This window comes from Piscinibacterium candidicorallinum (genome assembly GCF_047549485.1).
GTDB lineage: Bacteria > Pseudomonadota > Gammaproteobacteria > Burkholderiales > Burkholderiaceae_C > Piscinibacterium > Piscinibacterium candidicorallinum.
In genome coordinates this window covers 3,295,391-3,310,640 of record NZ_CP180191.1, presented here as the reverse complement: position 1 = coordinate 3,310,640, position 15,250 = coordinate 3,295,391, and the positions used below count along the sequence as shown (strand labels likewise).

Here is a 15,250-nt window from a genome sequence, read left to right as displayed (position 1 = left end):
TGCGAATTCAGGTGGGCGCGGGCCGGTTGTCGCTGGTAGGTCGCTATCGGGTGTGCGCGAAAACCACCAGAGCAGCACGCCGCCCAAGGTCGCCATCGCGAACCCTAGGGGCGCTACTGCGCGAAAGCCCTGCGCAATCGGGCCATGGAAGAACCACGGTGAGATGCCGATCACCGCTCCAATGACCAAGAGTTGGAGCGCGAGGCCTTGACGCCTTTCGCGCTTGCGTTCTTCGCGAGCCTTGGAGTTACGACGCGGCATCTTGGGTTCAGATATTGGAGTCGGAGCTCGCACCAATTCCTGCGACTGCCCCCCGCCCCGCCACCCGCCCGCTCGCCATCACGGCATTGAGCAGGTAGCCGCCGGTCGGGGCCTCCCAGTCCAGCATTTCGCCGGCGCAGAACACGCCGGGCAGGGCCTTGAGTTCGAGCCGGTCGGTCAGTGCGTCGAGCCGCACGCCGCCGGCGGTGCTGATGGCTTCATCGATGGGCCGGGTGGCAACAAGCTCCACCGGCAGGGCCTTGAGCGCGGCGGCAAGCAGCGCGGGCTGCTCCGGGGCAGGCCCAGGCAGGCATTCGCGCAGCAGGGCGATGGCGGCATTGGGCAGGTTGAGCCGGGTCTTGAGGTGCGTGGTGAAGCTGCGGCGGCCGCGCGGGTGGGCGAGTTCGGCGGCGATCCATTCGGCACTGCGGTCGGGCAGCAGGTCGAGCGTGAACTGTGCGCGGCCCGTTGCCAGCAGGGTGTCGCGCAGCAGGCGGCTGGCGGCGTAGATCAGCGAGCCTTCGACGCCCGTGGCGGTGAGCATGAGTTCGCCGCGCCGTTCGAACACGCTGCCGTCTGCGGCCACGCAGCGCAGGCGGGCGGCCTTCAGCGGCGTGCCGGCGCAGTGCTCGGCAAACCACGGGCTCCAGCCCACCGGGCCGGCCTTGGGGTCGCGGCTGTTCACGTCAAAGCCGCAGTTGGCCGGCACGAGCGGGTTGAGGGCCACGCCCGCAGCTTCGAGCAGCGGCACCCAGGCGCCGTCCGAGCCCAGGCGCGCCCAGCTGGCACCGCCCAGGGCGAGGATCACGGCGTCCGCTTCGATCTGAATCTCACCGGCGGGGCCCAGCATGCGCAGCGCAGGCGGGCGCCGCGCCGCCACGGCGGCCCTGAGATCGCCGGCAAAACCCAGCCAGCGGTGCCGCTGGTGAAAGCGCACGCCGGCCTCGCGCAGGCGGTGCATCCAGGCGCGCAGCAGCGGCGCGGCCTTCATCTCGGCCGGAAACACGCGGCCGGAACTGCCTACGAACGTATCCACCCCCAAGCCGTGCACCCATTCGCGCAGGTCGGTGGGTGAAAGCGCATCGAGCCACTGCGCCACCTGCGGGCCTTGCGCGCCGTAGCGCCCGAGAAAGGCGGGCAGGGGCTCGCTGTGGGTGATGTTCAGCCCGCCCTTTCCGGCCAGCAGGAACTTGCGGCCGGCGCTCGGCATGGCGTCATACACATCGACCTGAACGTCACCCCTGGCAGTCACGGTCTCGGCGGCCATCAGGCCGGCGGGGCCGGCGCCAATGATGGCGACGCGACGTGCAGCAGAGTCGGGTTTGTTCATTTATGGCCGTAAATGGCACATTATGAAATCAGGAAAACCGGCTTTCCGCATACCAGATGCGCGGAAAGTGGCAATTCATCATGTTCAATATTCAGGGCTGAAAATGCACTATTTAAGCGGCAGGTGCATCACCCGCTCGCCATCATCAATCTCGCCGGTGTAGGCAAAACCGAGCGACCGATAGAAGCGCCCGGCATGCTCGTTGGCGATCACATGGGACAGCGCGACGCGCTCCACACCCAGGCGGCGGCCTTCCTCCACCACCCAGGCCATGGCCTGCTTGCCCAGACCGCGGCCCTGCTGGGCGGCGTCGATCATCAGGCGCCAGACATACAGCTCATCGGCGCGGTCTGCCTCGTCGGGGTCCATGCGCGCATCCCAGAGCAGCAGCATGCCGGCAGGGGTGCCATCGGTACGGATACCGAAGGCCTTGCCGGCCGGCCCATGCAGGTTCACTTGCGCCAAAGACTTCCAGTTGTCCGCCACGTAGGTGGACTGCGCCGGCGCCACGCGCAGGTGCACGAAGGCCTCATAGTTCTCGCAGGTGATCGGCTCCACGGTCACCGTCGGCTGGGTCTGCGTGGCCGCAGCCACCGGCGCGCTGCTGATGCGCATGCGCGCCGCCTCGGCATGTGCGGGCAGGCCTTCGGTGTCAGCCAGCTGGCCGGCGATGTGGCCCAGGGTCTGCGCCCCGGCGGCACTGGCGTGGATGATCGAGCTGCGCTTCTGGAAGTCGTACACGCCCAGCGGGCTGGAGAAGCGCGCCGTGCGCAGCGTGGGCAGCACGTGGTTGGGGCCGGCGCAGTAGTCGCCCAGGCTTTCGCTGGAGTACGCGCCCATGAAGATCGCACCGCTGTGGCGGATGTGCGGCAGCAGGCCGTTCGGGTCCTTGACGCTGAGCTCCATGTGCTCGGGCGCGAGCCAGTTGCAGACCTCGCAGGCTTCTTCCAGGCTGCGGGTGAGGATGAGCGCGCCGCGCCCGCGCAGGCTGGCCTCGATCACGGCCCTGCGCGGCATGGTGGGCAGCAGACGCTCGATGCTGGCGGCCACGGCGTCCAGGTAGGCCGGGTCCGGGCAGAGCAGCACGCTTTGCGCCAGTTCGTCATGCTCGGCCTGGCTGAAGAGGTCCATGGCCACCCAGTCCGGCGGCGTGCTGCCGTCGGCAATCACCAGAATCTCGCTCGGGCCGGCAATCATGTCGATGCCCACCGTGCCGAACACGCGCCGCTTGGCCGCGGCCACGTAGGCGTTGCCGGGGCCGACGATCTTGTCCACGGCGGGGATGGTCTGCGTGCCATAGGCCAGCGCCGCCACAGCCTGCGCCCCGCCGATCGAGAACACGCGGTCCACGCCCGCTATGGCCGCGGCCGCGAGCACGATCGGGCGGTGCACACCACCCGGCGTGGGCGCGACCATGATGACCTCGCGCACCCCGGCCACCTTGGCGGGCACCGCGTTCATCAGCAGCGAGGATGGATAGGCCGCCTTGCCGCCGGGCACATAGAGGCCCACGCGGTCCAGCGGCGTGACGCGCTGGCCCAGCACCGTGCCGTCGGCCTCGGTGTAGGTCCAGTCCGTGGCCTTCTGGCGTTCGTGAAAACGGCGGATGCGATCGGCCGCAGCTTCCAGCGCAGCGCGCTCGGCTGGCGAGATTTCATTGAGCGCGGCCTGCAGCTGCGCTTGGCTCACCTCCAGTTGGGCCACGCTCGTCACATCCAGCTTGTCGAAGCGGCGCGTGTAGTCCAGCAGGGCCGTGTCGCCCTCGGCTTTCACGCGGCGCAGCACCTCGGCCACGGTGGATTCGATCTGGTCGTTGGCCCCCTCCTCAAACACGGCCAGCGCTTCGAGCTGGGCACGGAAGTCGGCTTGGGTGGTGGAGAGGCGGCGGAGGTCGGAGGATTTCATTTTTTGTAGATCTGCCGAAGGCTGGACTAGGGCTTCGCAGCCGCCCGCATTGCCTCAATGAACGGCGAGAGCTGTGCGAACTGGGTCTTGAAGGCGGCCTGATTGACGATCAGGCGCGAGGAGATCGGGCAGATGGTCTCCACCTCGATGAGCTGGTTGGCCTTGAGCGTGCCGCCGGTGGAGACGAGATCCACGATCGCGTCGGCCAGGCCGGTGAGCGGGGCGAGTTCCATGCTGCCGTAGAGCTTGATCACGTCCACGTGCACGCCCTTGCTGGCGAAGTGGTTGCGCGTGGTCTCGACATACTTGGTGGCGACCTTCAGGCGCGCCCCCTGGCGCACGCTGGCGGCGTAGTCGAAGTCCTGGCGCGTGGCCACGCTCATGCGGCAGCGCGCGATGTTCAGGTCCACCGGCATGTAGAGGCCGGCGGTGCCGTGCTCCATGAGCGTGTCCAGCCCCGTGATGCCGCAGGTGGCGCCGCCGTACTGCACGTAGGTGGGCACGTCGCTCGCGCGCACGATGACGATGCGCAGGTCCGGCCGCGAGGTCGGCAGGATCAGCTTGCGCGTGGTCTCCGGGTCTTCGGGCAGGCTAATGCCGGCGGCCGCCAGCAGCGGCAGGGTCTCTTCAAGAATGCGGCCTTTGGACAGGGCGAGGGTGATCATGCGCGGGCTCCGATGCAAGTTCTTGCAGCGGCTTCAGGAAGGCTTCGCGCTTGTCTGGAGCGGCTCTTGAGCCAATTTGCCTTGGAGATCCGCATGAATACTGGTTCTAGCATCACGACACCCGTCGAATCTGCGCGCCCACGGCGGAGAGCTTTTGTTCCATGCGGTCGTAGCCGCGGTCCAGGTGATAGATGCGGTCCACCAGGGTTTCGCCCTGTGCGCACAGGCCGGCAATCACCAGCGAGGCGGAGGCGCGCAGGTCGGTGGCCATGACGGGGGCGCCGGTCAGTTTGCTCACGCCCTGCACGACGGCGGTGTGACCGTCGATGCTGATGTTCGCACCCAGGCGGATCAGCTCCTGCACGTGCATGAAGCGGTTCTCGAAGATGTGTTCCGAGATGGTGGCGGCGCCCTCGGCCACGCAGTTCACGGCCATCAGCTGGGCCTGCATGTCCGTGGCAAAGCCCGGGTACTCCACAGTGCGGAAGCTCACCGCGCGCGGGCGGTGGTGCATGGTGGCGTGGATGGTGTTGCTGCCGATCTGAAGGTGCAGGCCGGCTTCGCGCAGCTTGTCGAGCGTGGCGCCCATGGTGTCGGGCGCGGCGTGGGTCAGGGTCACATCGCCACCTGCTGCCGCCACGGCGCACAGGAAGGTGCCGGCCTCGATCCGGTCGGGCAGCACGCTGTGCTCGGCGCCGTGCAGCTTGTCCACGCCCTCGATCACGAGGCGGTCGGTGCCGATGCCCTCGATGCGTGCGCCCATCTTTACGAGCAGGTGCGCCAGATCGGTCACTTCCGGCTCGCGCGCGGCGTTCTCGATCACCGTGGTGCCTTGGGCCAGCGTGGCGGCCATGAGCAGGTTCTCGGTGCCGGTCACGGTGATCATGTCCGTGCGCAGGGTGGTGCCCTGCAGGCGCCGCGCCTTGGCGTGGATGTAGCCGCCCTCCACGGTGATCTCCGCACCCAGGGCCTGCAAGCCCTTGATGTGCTGATCTACCGGGCGCTGGCCGATGGCGCAGCCGCCGGGCAGGCTCACCTTGGCCTGACCGAAGCGCGCGACCAGCGGACCGAGCACCAGAATGCTGGCGCGCATGGTCTTGACGAGGTCATAGGGTGCTTCGGGGTTTGTCACACCGCCGGCATCGATGCTGACCACGCCGTTCTCGTCACGCTCACACTTGGCGCCCATGCCGGCCAGCAGCTTGGAGAGCGTGCGGATGTCGGCCAGCTTGGGCACGTTGCGAATGGTGACCGGATCGGCCGTGAGCAGGCCGGCGGCGAGGATGGGCAGGGCGGCGTTCTTGGCGCCCGCCACAGGGATCTCGCCCTTGAGAGGGTTGCCGCCGGTGATGATGAGTTTGTCCATGATGTGCTTCAGTTGCGCCCGGGCGCTGGGTCTTGCGGTGCGCCAAAGCGCAGGTGATGGGTTGTGCCGCGGTCTACTTGGCGGCTTGCCACTCGGTGGGCGTGAGGGTCTTCATCGACAGGGCGTGAATCTCCTCGCGCATGCGGTCACCGAGCGCGGCATAGACGAGCTGGTGGCGCTGCACGGGGCGCTTGCCCTCGAACTGCGCCGAGACGATGGTGGCGTAGAAGTGCCGGCCGTCGCCGTCCACCTGCACGTGTTCGCAGGCCAGACCGGCCGCGATGTAGTCCTGCACCATCTGCGGTGTGGGTTCGCTCATTTCAGTTCCTCAGCTTGTAGCCACGCGCGAGCAGCATGTAGGCCCAGCCACTGACGACCAGCAGCGTGGCCAGCACCACGGCCAGCGAGATGAATGGGGGAATGTCGCTCTTGCCCACAAAGCCGTAGCGGAAGCCGTCGATCATGTAGAAGAACGGATTCAGGTGGCTCACGGTCTGCCATACGGTGGGCAGCGAGTGGATCGAATAGAAGACGCCGGACAGAAACGTGGCCGGCAGGATGATGAAGTTCTGGAAGGCGGCGAGCTGGTCGAACTTCTCGGCCCAGATGCCCGCCACCAGCCCGAGCGCACCCATTACGGCCGCGCCCGCCACGGCAAACACCAGAATCCACAGCAGGTTGTGCACACCGAGGTGGGCGAACCACACCGTCACGACGAGTACGCCAGCACCGACGGCCAGACCTCGCACGATCGCGCCACCCACATAGGCGGCAAACAGCTCCCAGTGCGCAAAGGGCGGCAGCAGGATGAAGACGATGTTGCCCGTGATCTTGCTCTGGATCAGCGAGGAGGAGCTGTTGGCAAAGGCGTTCTGCAGCACGCTCATCATTACCAGCCCCGGAATCAGGAAGGCCGTGTAGCTGATCTGCTCGTAGACCATCACCCGGCCCTCGAGCACGTGGCCGAAGACTAGGAGATAGAGCAGGGCCGTGAGCACCGGCGCGGCAATGGTCTGGAAGCTCACCTTCCAGAAGCGCAACAGCTCTTTTTTAAGGAGCATCGGCAGGCCCGAAGCGACGGTGCTCATGCTGCCACCTTGAAGGCGTCCTGCGGTTCTGCCATGACCTGCAGGAAAACGTCTTCCAGGTCGGCGCGCTGAATCTCGGCTTCTTCGAGGTGCAGACCGGCGGCGCGCAGATCGGCCAGCAGCTGTGCCGCTTCGTCGTAGCTGGCCACGCGCAGGCGCAGGCGGCTGCCGGCGCTGCCGTCGCCACTGGTCAGCCTGCTACGCAGCGCATCCGGGAGGGCTTGGTTCAGGCGCAGCATGACCTGCAGGCCGGTGAAGCGCTTGAGCAGGTTGGCGGTGGAGTCCAGAGCCACCACCCGCCCGCTCTTGAGCATGGCGATGCGCGAGCACAGCTCCTCGGCCTCTTCCAGATAGTGCGTGGTCAGCACGATGGTGCGGCCACTGCCGTGCAGCTGGCGGATGAAGCGCCAGAGCGTCTGGCGCAGCTCCACATCCACGCCGGCGGTGGGCTCGTCGAGCACGATCACCGGCGGCTTGTGCACCAGTGCCTGCGCGACCATGACGCGACGCTTCATGCCACCGGACAGGGCGCGCATGTTGGTGTCGGCCTTGTCGGCCAGACCCAGGCCCTGGAGGATCTCGTCGATCCAGGTGCCGTTGTCCTTCAGGCCGAAATAGCCGGACTGGAAGCGCAGGGTTTCGCGAACGGTGAAGAAGGGGTCGAACACCAGCTCCTGCGGCACCACGCCCAGCGCGCGGCGCGCCTCGCGAAACTGGCTCACGACATCGAAGCCCATGACCTGCGCGCTTCCCGCGGTGGCGCGTCCCAGGCCGGCAAGGATGGAGATGAGCGTGGTCTTGCCGGCGCCGTTGGGGCCGAGCAGGCCGAAGAACTCACCCTCGCGGATCTCGAGGCTGACGCCGTCGAGTGCGGTGAGTTTCGGGTAGCGCTTGACGATGCCTTCGACGCGGATTGCGGCGCGTGCGGCGGTCTTGTCTGGGGGGGAGGGCTGGCTCATGGGAGACCGCGCAGTTTACGGCGCGCGGTCTCTGCAGGGCTTCAGTGCAAGGGCGGCCGTTTCAACGCATTACGCGTGAGAGTGACCGTGATGCTGGGCCGGCGAGACGGGCAGGCCCAGCAGGGCTTCCACGCCATACAGCTGCGCCAGCGACCGGGCCTGCGCGGTGGCATTGGCCACGCGCAGATCGCTGCGCACGCGACGTGCCGCCAGCAGCAGTGCGATCAGGCTGGAATCGAGCTGGGTGACCGCGCTGCAGTCCACTTCAGATTCGCCACCGCTCAGCGCGGCCAGCAGCTGGGCTTCCAGCTGCGGTGCCTGGGCGTGGGTGACGATGGCGGGCAGGGCGAAGGGCATGTCGTGCGAGCGCTGATCAGCTCTTGGCGTTCTCAAGGCGGCGATTGCGCTCGACCAGGCTCTTGATCAGGCCGTCGATGCCGGACTTGTCGACTTCCTGCTGGAAGCTGGCGCGGTAGCTGTCCACCAGCCACAGGCCGAGGATGTTGACGTCGTAGGCCTTCCAGCCGGCGGGCGTCTTTTCCATGCGGTAGTCGAGCTGGATGGGGTCGCCGCGCTGGGGCACCACCTGGGTGCGCACGGTGACTTCGGTGTCGGAATCCGCAGCGCGCAGGGGGCGCATGTTGATCTTGGCGTTGGCGGCCTGACCCATGGCGTTGGCGTAGGTCTTGACCAGGATGCCGCGGAATTGCTCCTGCAGCTGTGCCTGCTGCTCAGGCGTGGCCTGGCGCCAGGCCCGGCCCACGGCCAAGGCGGTGGTGCGCTGGAAGTTCACGTGCGGCATGACCTTCTGTTCGACCAGCGCGCTGAGCTTGCGGATGTCGCCGGACTGCAGCGCCTTGTCAGAGGAGATCGTGGCGAGCACGTCTTCCATCACGGACTTGACCAGTGCGTCGGGCGCAGTGGGTGCGGCCGTCTGCGCAAAAGCGCTGCCGACAAAGGCAAGGGCGGCGGTGGCGATCAGGGTGCGGAGGATCTGAGGCAGTTTGAACATGGTGTGAAGTTCTTGTTGATTCGCTTACCGCAACGTGCGGCGGGAGGAGGACGCTGACCGGGAATCGGCAGCCAGCGGCTGTGTTGTTGCCTGTCTTGTGTCTCTTTGTGTCGGTGCGCTCGGCACCGGCACGGCTGCAATTGAACTCAATTCACTGCTGGGACAGCAGGGTCATTCCCGCGGTTCCGGCGCGCGCGCCTGAGGTGTTTCCATCCGCAACGCCGGCCACGCCCGCCTTGACCGGCACGACCAACACCGAGGGCAGCTCGGAAGTGAGCATACGCTCACGCTGCGGCGCTTGGCTGGTCTTGTCCTTGGACTTGCTGGCGGGCTTTTCTTCGTCGGGGTCCGGCGGATTGCCATCGTAGATGGCGTTCAGGCGCTGTTGCAGGTAGACGGTGCGGATCGCGTTGTATTTATCAATGCCCATGCTGTCGAGCAATTGCTCTGCGCGCAACAGGCTCGCGCGGGTGTCCACGGCGCGCAGCACGATCAGGGTCAGGCGCGCGTTGTCGTCATTGATCTGGGTGATCGGGTTGTAGCCCAGGTCGGCGAGCAGGGTGGTCGTGTCGCGCACGGTGGACGGGCCGAAGATCGGCAGCACCAAGTAGGGCCCGGGCGGTACGCCCCAGCGGCCGAGTGTCTCGCCGATGTCGGTGCGGTTGCGCTCGATGCCCAGTTCAGTGGCGATGTCCACGCAACCGCCGAAGCCGAACAGCGTGTTCAGCGTGAAGCGCGTCACATCCTGGCAGAACGAGATCACCTTGCCCTGCAGCAGATTGTTCACGGCCGTCAGCGGCACCGACATGTTGTAGAAGACGTTGCCCACGCAGGTGCGCACCGGCTCGGGCACCACGGCCTGGTAGCCCTTGGCGATGGGCTTGGTGACCGCGCGGTCCACCGCATCATTGAAGGCGAAGACCTTGCGGTTGATCGGCTCCAGAGGGTCGGCCGGGTTGCTGCCCAGCGACGCGCAGCCGCTGGCGAGCGCCAGCGCCAGCACGGCGGCAGCGACGCGCAGCCAGCGTGCGGCCGAAGCGGGCCAGATCACTTCTTGTCTCCGCCATTGCCGCCGCTACCACCGGCGGCCGGCGCGGACGGACCTTCAGCGGCCTTGCTGAACAGGAACTGACTGATGAGGTTTTCCAGCACCAATGCGGACTGGGTGCGCGCAAAGCGCTCGCCGGCCTTGAGGTTCTCGGGATCGCCGCCGGCTTCGAGGCCGATGTACTGCTCGCCCAGAAGACCCGCTGTGAGGATCTTGGCGGTGGTGTCCTTGGGGAACTGGAAGCGCGAGTCCATGGCCAGGGTCACGGTGGCCTGGAAGGTCTGCGTGTCGAAGCGGATGTCCGTGATACGGCCGACCACCACGCCGGCGGACTTCACCGGCGCCTTGTCCTTGAGCTGGCCGATGTTGTCAAAGCGCGCGGTCAGCTCGTAGCTGCTGCCCGCGCCCAGGCTGCTGGTCAGGTTGCCGGCGCGCAGGGCCAGGAAGGCCAGCGCGAGCAGGCCGGCCAGTACGAACAGGCCGACAAAGAAGTCATAGGACTTGCGTTCCATGATGGGCAATCCTCAAGCGAACATAAACGCGGTCAGGATGAAGTCCATCCCCAGCACCGCCAGCGAAGAAGCCACCACCGTGCGCGTCGTGGCGTGGGCCACGCCTTCGGGCGTCGGGTTGGCTTCATATCCTTCAAACAGCGCGATCGAAGTCACGATCACGCCGAACACGATGCTCTTGATCACACCCTGGCCGATGTCGTCCCACCAGTCCACGCCGGACTGCATCTGGCTCCAGAAGGCGCCGGCGTCGATGCCCACGAGCACGACCACGATCAGATAGGCGCCCAGGATGCCGGCCATGGCGAAGATCACCGACAGGATCGGCATGGCGATCAGCCCGCCCCAGAAGCGTGGCGCCACGATGCGCGCCATCGGGTTCACGGCCATCATGTCCAGGGCAGTGAGCTGCTCGCCCGACTTCATTAGGCCGATCTCGGCGGTGAGCGAGGTACCGGCACGGCCGGCAAACAGCAGGGCCGTGACCACAGGCGCCAGCTCGCGCACCAAGGCCAGGTTCACAGCCAGGCCGGCCAGCTCGGCGCTGCCATAGCGCGCCAGCAGGTTGTAGAGCTGCAGGGCCAGCACAAAGCCGACGAACAGACCGCTGATGGCGATGATGATCAGCGAGTGGTTGCCGATAAAGTGCACCTGCTTGACCACCAGACGTGGGCGCAGCAGCAGCCCTGCGGAGTTGATCAGGCTTTCGACGAGGAAGCGCGCAAAGCGGCCCATCGCCGCAATGAACAGGCGCACCGAGAAGCCAAGGTCGGAAATCGCCTTCATGCGCCGAGGAAGTCCTGTTCGAGCGTGCGCGGCGCCGGCATGTGGAACTTCACCGGGCCATCGGGCTCGCCATTGATGAATTGGGTCACGCGCGGGTCCGTGCTGGCGCGCAGCTCTGCGGGCGTGCCGTGCGCGGCAATCTGGCCGTCGGCCACGAGCACGATGCGGTCCGCGATCAGGAAGGTTTCGGTCACGTCGTGCGAGACGATGATCGAGGTGGCGCCGAGCGCGTCATTCAGGTTGCGGATCAGCTGCGCCGTGATGCCCAGCGAGATCGGGTCCAGGCCGGCGAAGGGCTCGTCATACAGAATCAGTTCCGGGTCCAGCGCCACGGCGCGGGCCAGGGCCACGCGTCGTGCCATGCCGCCAGAGATCTGGCTGGGCATCAGCTCTGCCGCACCGCGCAGACCCACGGCGTGCAACTTGAGCAGTACGAGGTCGCGGATCTGGCGTTCGGTCAGCTTCGTGTGTTCGCGCAGCGGGTAGGCCACGTTTTCGGCGACCGACAAGTCTGTGAACAGGGCGCCGAACTGGAACAGCATGCCCATGCGCTTGCGAACGGCGTACAGCCCGGCCGTGTCCAGGGGCGAGATATCCTGATCGAATACCCGCACTGTGCCTGTGGTCGGCTTGACCAGCCCGCCGATCAGGCGCAGCAGGGTGGTCTTGCCCGAACCGGAGCCGCCCATGATGGCGACCAGTTCACCCTGCTTGATCGACAGGTCGATTCCGCGCAGGATCATGCGGCCGCCGGGGGTTCCGGGTCGGCCATAGGCGAAATCGAGAGCGCTAATGTTGACGGACACGCTCGGATTCTAAATGACCCGTCGGTTATTTTCTGCGACGCAGCATGCTGAAACTCAGCTTTGCTTAAGGTACGCATCGCGCAAATTGGGCGCTCGACGCGCGCGGCGCGGCCCGTTCTGATGCGTTTTGGTGTCTTTTGTGCCGGATTCACGGCTTTGCACGCGTGTTTGCGCAAACTTCAAGCTTGATGTCGACAAGATTTTTGAATGCCCGGGCTGCTGCGGCCGCGCTTTGGCTGGTTGCGGCCTGCACCGCGCAGGCCCAGGGCGGCGCGCAGCGGCCTGCGGCCGCGGGCAACTCACCGAATGCACCCACGGCGGCACAGGCGGCACCCAGACCCGCCCTCGAGAGTGACCTGGCCGCTTGCCAGGCGCTCGTGCAGCGCCTGTCAGCATTCAAACCGGTGGACTGCGCGCGTCTGGCCTTCGTGCCTACGGGCGCAAAGTCCGTTCGGGGCCGGCCGATTCTGGTACGCGAGTTCGGCGCGCCCGCGGCCGGCGTTCGGCCCAGCAGCTCGCAAACGGGCGAGCGCGCGCCAGCCGCGACGCTGCGCCAGCCGCGCGTGCTGCTGGTGGGCGGCATCCATGGCGATGAACTCACCGCCATCGCCACCGTGCTGCGCTGGGCAGAGTGGCTGGCGCGCGACGCCGCCGGCGGCCCGTCCAAGTCAGACGGAGCCGAGGTCTTCCACTGGCGCGTCGTACCCGCCATGAACCCGGACGGTCTGCTCGCCAGGCCAGCCACCCGCGTGAACGCCAACGGCGTTGATCTGAACCGCAACTTCCCCACGCCCGGCTGGGAGCCCAAGGCCCGCAAGTGGTGGGAGGGCACGGCGCGCAAGGACCCGCGGCGCTTCCCCGGCCGTGCGCCGGCCAGCGAGCCCGAAACCCGTTGGCTGCTGGACGAGATCGACCGCTTTGCGCCGGACGTGATCATCTCAGTGCACGCTCCGTTCGGCCTGTTGGACTACGACGGCCCCAAGCCGCAGAACCTCTCGCCGCCGCGGCAGCTCGGGCGCCTGTATCTGGATCAGCTGGGGGTGTATCCGGGCTCGCTGGGCAACTACGGCGGCGTGCATCGCGGCGTGGCTGTGCTCACCATCGAGCTGCCCCATGCGCTGGAGCTACCCAATGACCTGGAGCTGGCGCGCATGTGGACCGACCTGCGGCGCTGGATTGCCGAATACATGCAGCGAAGCGCGGCGGCGCAGCTGGCTGCAGGCGGCGGCTCGGGCGCGGAAGCCGGGGGCGCCACCCCGCGGCGCTAGATCAAGCGCCGTGTCTGGGCACGCTTTCCGCTTGGCTGGTGCGGCTTTTCAGCCAGTTTGGTCTGGAAAGGCGCGTCGATGCTTGACTCTGAATGCGGGATGTCCATTCCAAGGGCTTCTTCAGACCAAACTGCTCGAAAAGTCGCACCAGACAAGCGGAACCGCTTTCTGAATGCCTCAAGCTGCGACGACGATGTCCCAGCTTGCGCGTACTTCGGCAGGCGTGGTCTGCACGCTGGCAATCAGCCGGTCGCGCAGGGCGGCGGGGGCGCTGCGGATGACGAAGTCGCCGGAGAGATCGTCGCCGCGCAGATAGACCTGGGTGGTCAGCAGCTCGCGTCGCGCGCCGCGCTCGGTCAGCGCCACCTTCACATGCACGTGGGGCACGCGGCCGCCGTAGGGCACCGGCCGCAGGGTGCGGAAGGCGTAGCGGCCCTGCGCGTCGGTGACGGTGCGGCCAAAGCCCTGGAAGCCGGGGTCGCCCTGGCGCAGGGTCTGGGCGGTGTAGAGGTAGGTGCCGCCGGCATCGCACTGCCAGATCTCCACCAGCGCGCCACCCACCGGCTCGCCGCGCGTGTTCAGCACGCGGCCCGATAGCGCCATGGGCGTCCCGCGCGCCGAGGCGTTGCTGCCCGCGACCTGCAGCAGATCGGCGTCCAGATCGCTGCGCTGCGCAAAGAAGCTCTGCTGCGGGTAGAAGGGTCCCTCGGACTGCCGCGGCGTAAGGGGCAGAGTCGTGCCGCCGCTGGCGCCCGCCAAGCCGGGCAGCGCCAGCAGAGGCAGGCCGCTGGCCGCGAGCACGAGACGCCGCCGGGCAATGCGTTCCGGCTGTGCAGCCGCAGCGTCGGCGTGCGAGGGTTCGGCAAGCCCATCGGCTGCCGCCGGTGTGAGCTGGCGGGCCGAAGAAGTGAGAAGCATGGAGGTCAGCGCAGATCGAGTCATGGCAGCTTGGAGCGTCATGCTGCGCCAATGTTCGGCGCACGCCCTCCGCACTTACCCGCAAGCCTGTGCGCCAAGGCGCAGGTTCAGCGGTTCAGGAGGCCGGAAAGTGCCTGCAACGCATCCGGGATGCCGCCTTGCGGCAACTGGCCACTGGGCGTGAGGTGATTGACGACATCCGGCAGCACTTGCGAGAGATGGCCGGCGATGTCCTGCTGGCCCATGCCGGTCTGCTGCGCCAGTTGCGCGAGCAGGCCGCCCGCACCGCCTCCGCCGCCGGCCCCGCCCAGAGCCTGCATGATCTGATCGGCCGACACCGGCAGGTTCTGCCCTGTGCCGACCCAGGAGGCCACCTGATCACCCAGGCCGCCCTGCTGCAGCAGCGCCAGCATGCCCTGCAGCCCGCCGGCGCTGCTGCCGTTGTTGAGCATGCCCAGCACGGCGTTGATCAGTGCGCCTTGGCCGCCACCCGCCTGCTGGCCGCCCAGCACGCTGCCCAATGCATTGCCCAACAATCCGTCCAGCAGTCCCATGATCGGCTCTCCGTTCCGTGTAAGTGCGGAAGGCCGGTTTAGATCAGGCGCCAGACGGCGGTCAACATCGACACCGTGACCATGCCGGCGGTTTCCGTGCGCAGCACGCGCGGACCGAGGCCCAGCCTCGCAAAGCCGTGATGGTCAAGCAGTGTCAACTCATCGGCGCTGAAGTCGCCCGCCGGGCCGATGACGATCATCGTGGCGGAATCGGCTGCGGGTGGGGGCAGCTCATGCGGTGCGCGCTGGGTGCCGATGGCCAGCGCGAGGCGGCCCATGTGCTCGTCATGCGCCCGGCGCGCCACCGCCGACAGCGGGGCGATCGGATGCACCACGGGCACACGGTTCATGCCGCACTGCTCGCAGGCGGCCCGGGCCACGCCAGCCCAGTGGGCTAGGCGCTTCTCGGCGCGGGCGTCGTCGAGCCTGATGGTGCTGCGTGCGGCGGCAAAGGGCGCAATCTCGGCCACGCCCAGCTCGGTGGCTTTCTGGATGACCCAGTCCATCTTGTCTGCCGAGAGCAGCGCCTGGGCCAGGATGAAGCGGTGCGCCGGCGTGCGGTCGTCGGCCAGAAAGCTCTGCGTGCTGGCCGAGACCTTGCGGCCGGAGAAGGACAGGGTGGCGGTGTATTCGCCGCCGGTGCCATTGAAGAGCACCACCGGATCGCCCTCGCGCAGGCGCAGGGCCTGCACGTGGCGCGCGCTGTCGTCCGGGAGTTGCAGGATCTGGCCGACCGCCAGCGGCGCGTCGATGAACAGCCGGGGCATGACCG

General features: G+C 67.3%; 17 protein-coding genes and 1 pseudogene. 1 reads left to right on the top strand and 17 read right to left on the bottom strand.

The genetic code is table 11. From position 1 onward, the window contains the following. Positions 1 to 268 precede the first annotated feature (268 nt). From ACMDW7_RS14935 to ACMDW7_RS14870, 14 genes and pseudogenes are all read right to left on the bottom strand, one after another. Positions 269 to 1,591: a TIGR03862 family flavoprotein gene (locus ACMDW7_RS14935; protein WP_377303021.1), complete on the bottom strand. Its 1,323-nt coding sequence runs from the start codon at positions 1,589 to 1,591 to the stop codon at positions 269 to 271. A 108-nt stretch (positions 1,592 to 1,699) separates the two neighbouring features. Continuing rightward, the gene (locus tag ACMDW7_RS14930) at positions 1,700 to 2,206 is read right to left on the bottom strand and encodes a GNAT family N-acetyltransferase (protein WP_377304248.1); all 507 of its coding nucleotides are present in this window, start codon (positions 2,204 to 2,206) and stop codon (positions 1,700 to 1,702) included. After that, a pseudogene (gene hisD / locus ACMDW7_RS14925) lies at positions 2,189 to 3,496 on the bottom strand (histidinol dehydrogenase); the annotation flags it as partial. The gene ACMDW7_RS14930 and the pseudogene hisD, both read right to left, overlap by 18 nt. 26 nt (positions 3,497 to 3,522) lie before the next feature. Continuing rightward, entirely contained in the window at positions 3,523 to 4,161 is a 639-nt protein-coding gene (gene hisG, locus ACMDW7_RS14920) for an ATP phosphoribosyltransferase (protein WP_377303023.1), read from the bottom strand. Between the two features lie 112 nt (positions 4,162 to 4,273). Then, positions 4,274 to 5,527, bottom strand: a complete 1,254-nt coding sequence (murA, locus tag ACMDW7_RS14915) for a UDP-N-acetylglucosamine 1-carboxyvinyltransferase (protein ID WP_377303025.1) — start codon at positions 5,525 to 5,527, stop codon at positions 4,274 to 4,276. Between the two features lie 73 nt (positions 5,528 to 5,600). Continuing rightward, on the bottom strand, positions 5,601 to 5,846 hold the full coding sequence (locus tag ACMDW7_RS14910; RefSeq protein ID WP_377303027.1) for a BolA family protein: 246 nt from the start codon (positions 5,844 to 5,846) through the stop codon (positions 5,601 to 5,603). Between the two features lies 1 nt (position 5,847). Next, positions 5,848 to 6,615 carry an ABC transporter permease gene (locus ACMDW7_RS14905; protein WP_377303028.1) on the bottom strand — a complete coding sequence of 256 codons (768 nt, stop codon included), beginning with the start codon at positions 6,613 to 6,615 and terminating at the stop codon, positions 5,848 to 5,850. Further along, positions 6,612 to 7,574 carry an ABC transporter ATP-binding protein gene (locus ACMDW7_RS14900; protein WP_377303030.1) on the bottom strand — a complete coding sequence of 321 codons (963 nt, stop codon included), beginning with the start codon at positions 7,572 to 7,574 and terminating at the stop codon, positions 6,612 to 6,614. The genes ACMDW7_RS14905 and ACMDW7_RS14900 overlap by 4 nt, the downstream gene beginning before the upstream one ends. A gap of 69 nt (positions 7,575 to 7,643) precedes the next feature. Beyond that, complete coding sequence (locus ACMDW7_RS14895; RefSeq protein ID WP_377303032.1) at positions 7,644 to 7,931, bottom strand: lipid asymmetry maintenance protein MlaB; 288 nt, start codon at positions 7,929 to 7,931, stop codon at positions 7,644 to 7,646. A gap of 16 nt (positions 7,932 to 7,947) precedes the next feature. Next, positions 7,948 to 8,586 carry a phospholipid-binding protein MlaC gene (locus ACMDW7_RS14890; RefSeq protein ID WP_377303034.1) on the bottom strand — a complete coding sequence of 213 codons (639 nt, stop codon included), beginning with the start codon at positions 8,584 to 8,586 and terminating at the stop codon, positions 7,948 to 7,950. Between the two features lie 151 nt (positions 8,587 to 8,737). After that, positions 8,738 to 9,637, bottom strand: coding sequence for a VacJ family lipoprotein (locus ACMDW7_RS14885; protein ID WP_377303036.1), 900 nt, complete (start codon positions 9,635 to 9,637; stop codon positions 8,738 to 8,740). After that, positions 9,634 to 10,146 (bottom strand): outer membrane lipid asymmetry maintenance protein MlaD, encoded by a 513-nt coding sequence (gene mlaD / locus ACMDW7_RS14880; RefSeq protein ID WP_377303038.1) that lies wholly within the window; start codon positions 10,144 to 10,146, stop codon positions 9,634 to 9,636. The genes ACMDW7_RS14885 and mlaD overlap by 4 nt, the downstream gene beginning before the upstream one ends. 12 nt (positions 10,147 to 10,158) lie before the next feature. Further along, entirely contained in the window at positions 10,159 to 10,932 is a 774-nt protein-coding gene (gene mlaE, locus ACMDW7_RS14875; protein WP_377303040.1) for a lipid asymmetry maintenance ABC transporter permease subunit MlaE, read from the bottom strand. Further along, positions 10,929 to 11,675 (bottom strand): ABC transporter ATP-binding protein, encoded by a 747-nt coding sequence (locus ACMDW7_RS14870; RefSeq protein ID WP_377304250.1) that lies wholly within the window; start codon positions 11,673 to 11,675, stop codon positions 10,929 to 10,931. Before ACMDW7_RS14870 ends, mlaE begins: the two co-directional genes overlap by 4 nt. A gap of 251 nt (positions 11,676 to 11,926) precedes the next feature. On the opposite strand from ACMDW7_RS14870, the gene ACMDW7_RS14865 reads away from it, so the two are divergent. Further along, positions 11,927 to 13,006 (top strand): M14 family murein peptide amidase A, encoded by a 1,080-nt coding sequence (locus tag ACMDW7_RS14865; protein ID WP_377303042.1) that lies wholly within the window; start codon positions 11,927 to 11,929, stop codon positions 13,004 to 13,006. A gap of 177 nt (positions 13,007 to 13,183) precedes the next feature. Here the strand turns inward: ACMDW7_RS14865 and ACMDW7_RS14860 are convergent, their stop codons facing one another. From ACMDW7_RS14860 to ACMDW7_RS14850, 3 genes are all read right to left on the bottom strand, one after another. After that, complete coding sequence (locus tag ACMDW7_RS14860; RefSeq protein WP_377303044.1) at positions 13,184 to 13,924, bottom strand: intradiol ring-cleavage dioxygenase; 741 nt, start codon at positions 13,922 to 13,924, stop codon at positions 13,184 to 13,186. Positions 13,925 to 14,031: 107 nt separating this feature from the next. Beyond that, positions 14,032 to 14,532: a YidB family protein gene (locus tag ACMDW7_RS14855; RefSeq protein WP_377304252.1), complete on the bottom strand. Its 501-nt coding sequence runs from the start codon at positions 14,530 to 14,532 to the stop codon at positions 14,032 to 14,034. Beyond that, a complete protein-coding gene (locus ACMDW7_RS14850; RefSeq protein ID WP_377303046.1) occupies positions 14,517 to 15,245 on the bottom strand; it encodes a 16S rRNA (uracil(1498)-N(3))-methyltransferase in 729 nt (242 codons plus the stop codon). The genes ACMDW7_RS14855 and ACMDW7_RS14850 overlap by 16 nt, the downstream gene beginning before the upstream one ends. Positions 15,246 to 15,250 lie beyond the last annotated feature (5 nt).

What these genes read in the sequence shown, in the direction of transcription:
- ACMDW7_RS14935 (WP_377303021.1), bottom strand. Translation starts at nt 1,591, where the DNA reads ATGAACAAACCCGACTCTGCTGCACGTCGCGTCGCCATCATTGGCGCC.
- ACMDW7_RS14930 (WP_377304248.1), bottom strand. Translation starts at nt 2,206, where the DNA reads ATGCGCATCAGCAGCGCGCCGGTGGCTGCGGCCACGCAGACCCAGCCG.
- hisG (WP_377303023.1), bottom strand. Translation starts at nt 4,161, where the DNA reads ATGATCACCCTCGCCCTGTCCAAAGGCCGCATTCTTGAAGAGACCCTG.
- murA (WP_377303025.1), bottom strand. Translation starts at nt 5,527, where the DNA reads ATGGACAAACTCATCATCACCGGCGGCAACCCTCTCAAGGGCGAGATC.
- ACMDW7_RS14910 (WP_377303027.1), bottom strand. Translation starts at nt 5,846, where the DNA reads ATGAGCGAACCCACACCGCAGATGGTGCAGGACTACATCGCGGCCGGT.
- ACMDW7_RS14905 (WP_377303028.1), bottom strand. Translation starts at nt 6,615, where the DNA reads ATGAGCACCGTCGCTTCGGGCCTGCCGATGCTCCTTAAAAAAGAGCTG.
- ACMDW7_RS14900 (WP_377303030.1), bottom strand. Translation starts at nt 7,574, where the DNA reads ATGAGCCAGCCCTCCCCCCCAGACAAGACCGCCGCACGCGCCGCAATC.
- ACMDW7_RS14895 (WP_377303032.1), bottom strand. Translation starts at nt 7,931, where the DNA reads ATGCCCTTCGCCCTGCCCGCCATCGTCACCCACGCCCAGGCACCGCAG.
- ACMDW7_RS14890 (WP_377303034.1), bottom strand. Translation starts at nt 8,586, where the DNA reads ATGTTCAAACTGCCTCAGATCCTCCGCACCCTGATCGCCACCGCCGCC.
- mlaD (WP_377303038.1), bottom strand. Translation starts at nt 10,146, where the DNA reads ATGGAACGCAAGTCCTATGACTTCTTTGTCGGCCTGTTCGTACTGGCC.
- mlaE (WP_377303040.1), bottom strand. Translation starts at nt 10,932, where the DNA reads ATGAAGGCGATTTCCGACCTTGGCTTCTCGGTGCGCCTGTTCATTGCG.
- ACMDW7_RS14870 (WP_377304250.1), bottom strand. Translation starts at nt 11,675, where the DNA reads ATGATCCTGCGCGGAATCGACCTGTCGATCAAGCAGGGTGAACTGGTC.
- ACMDW7_RS14865 (WP_377303042.1), top strand. Translation starts at nt 11,927, where the DNA reads ATGTCGACAAGATTTTTGAATGCCCGGGCTGCTGCGGCCGCGCTTTGG.
- ACMDW7_RS14860 (WP_377303044.1), bottom strand. Translation starts at nt 13,924, where the DNA reads ATGCTTCTCACTTCTTCGGCCCGCCAGCTCACACCGGCGGCAGCCGAT.
- ACMDW7_RS14850 (WP_377303046.1), bottom strand. Translation starts at nt 15,245, where the DNA reads ATGCCCCGGCTGTTCATCGACGCGCCGCTGGCGGTCGGCCAGATCCTG.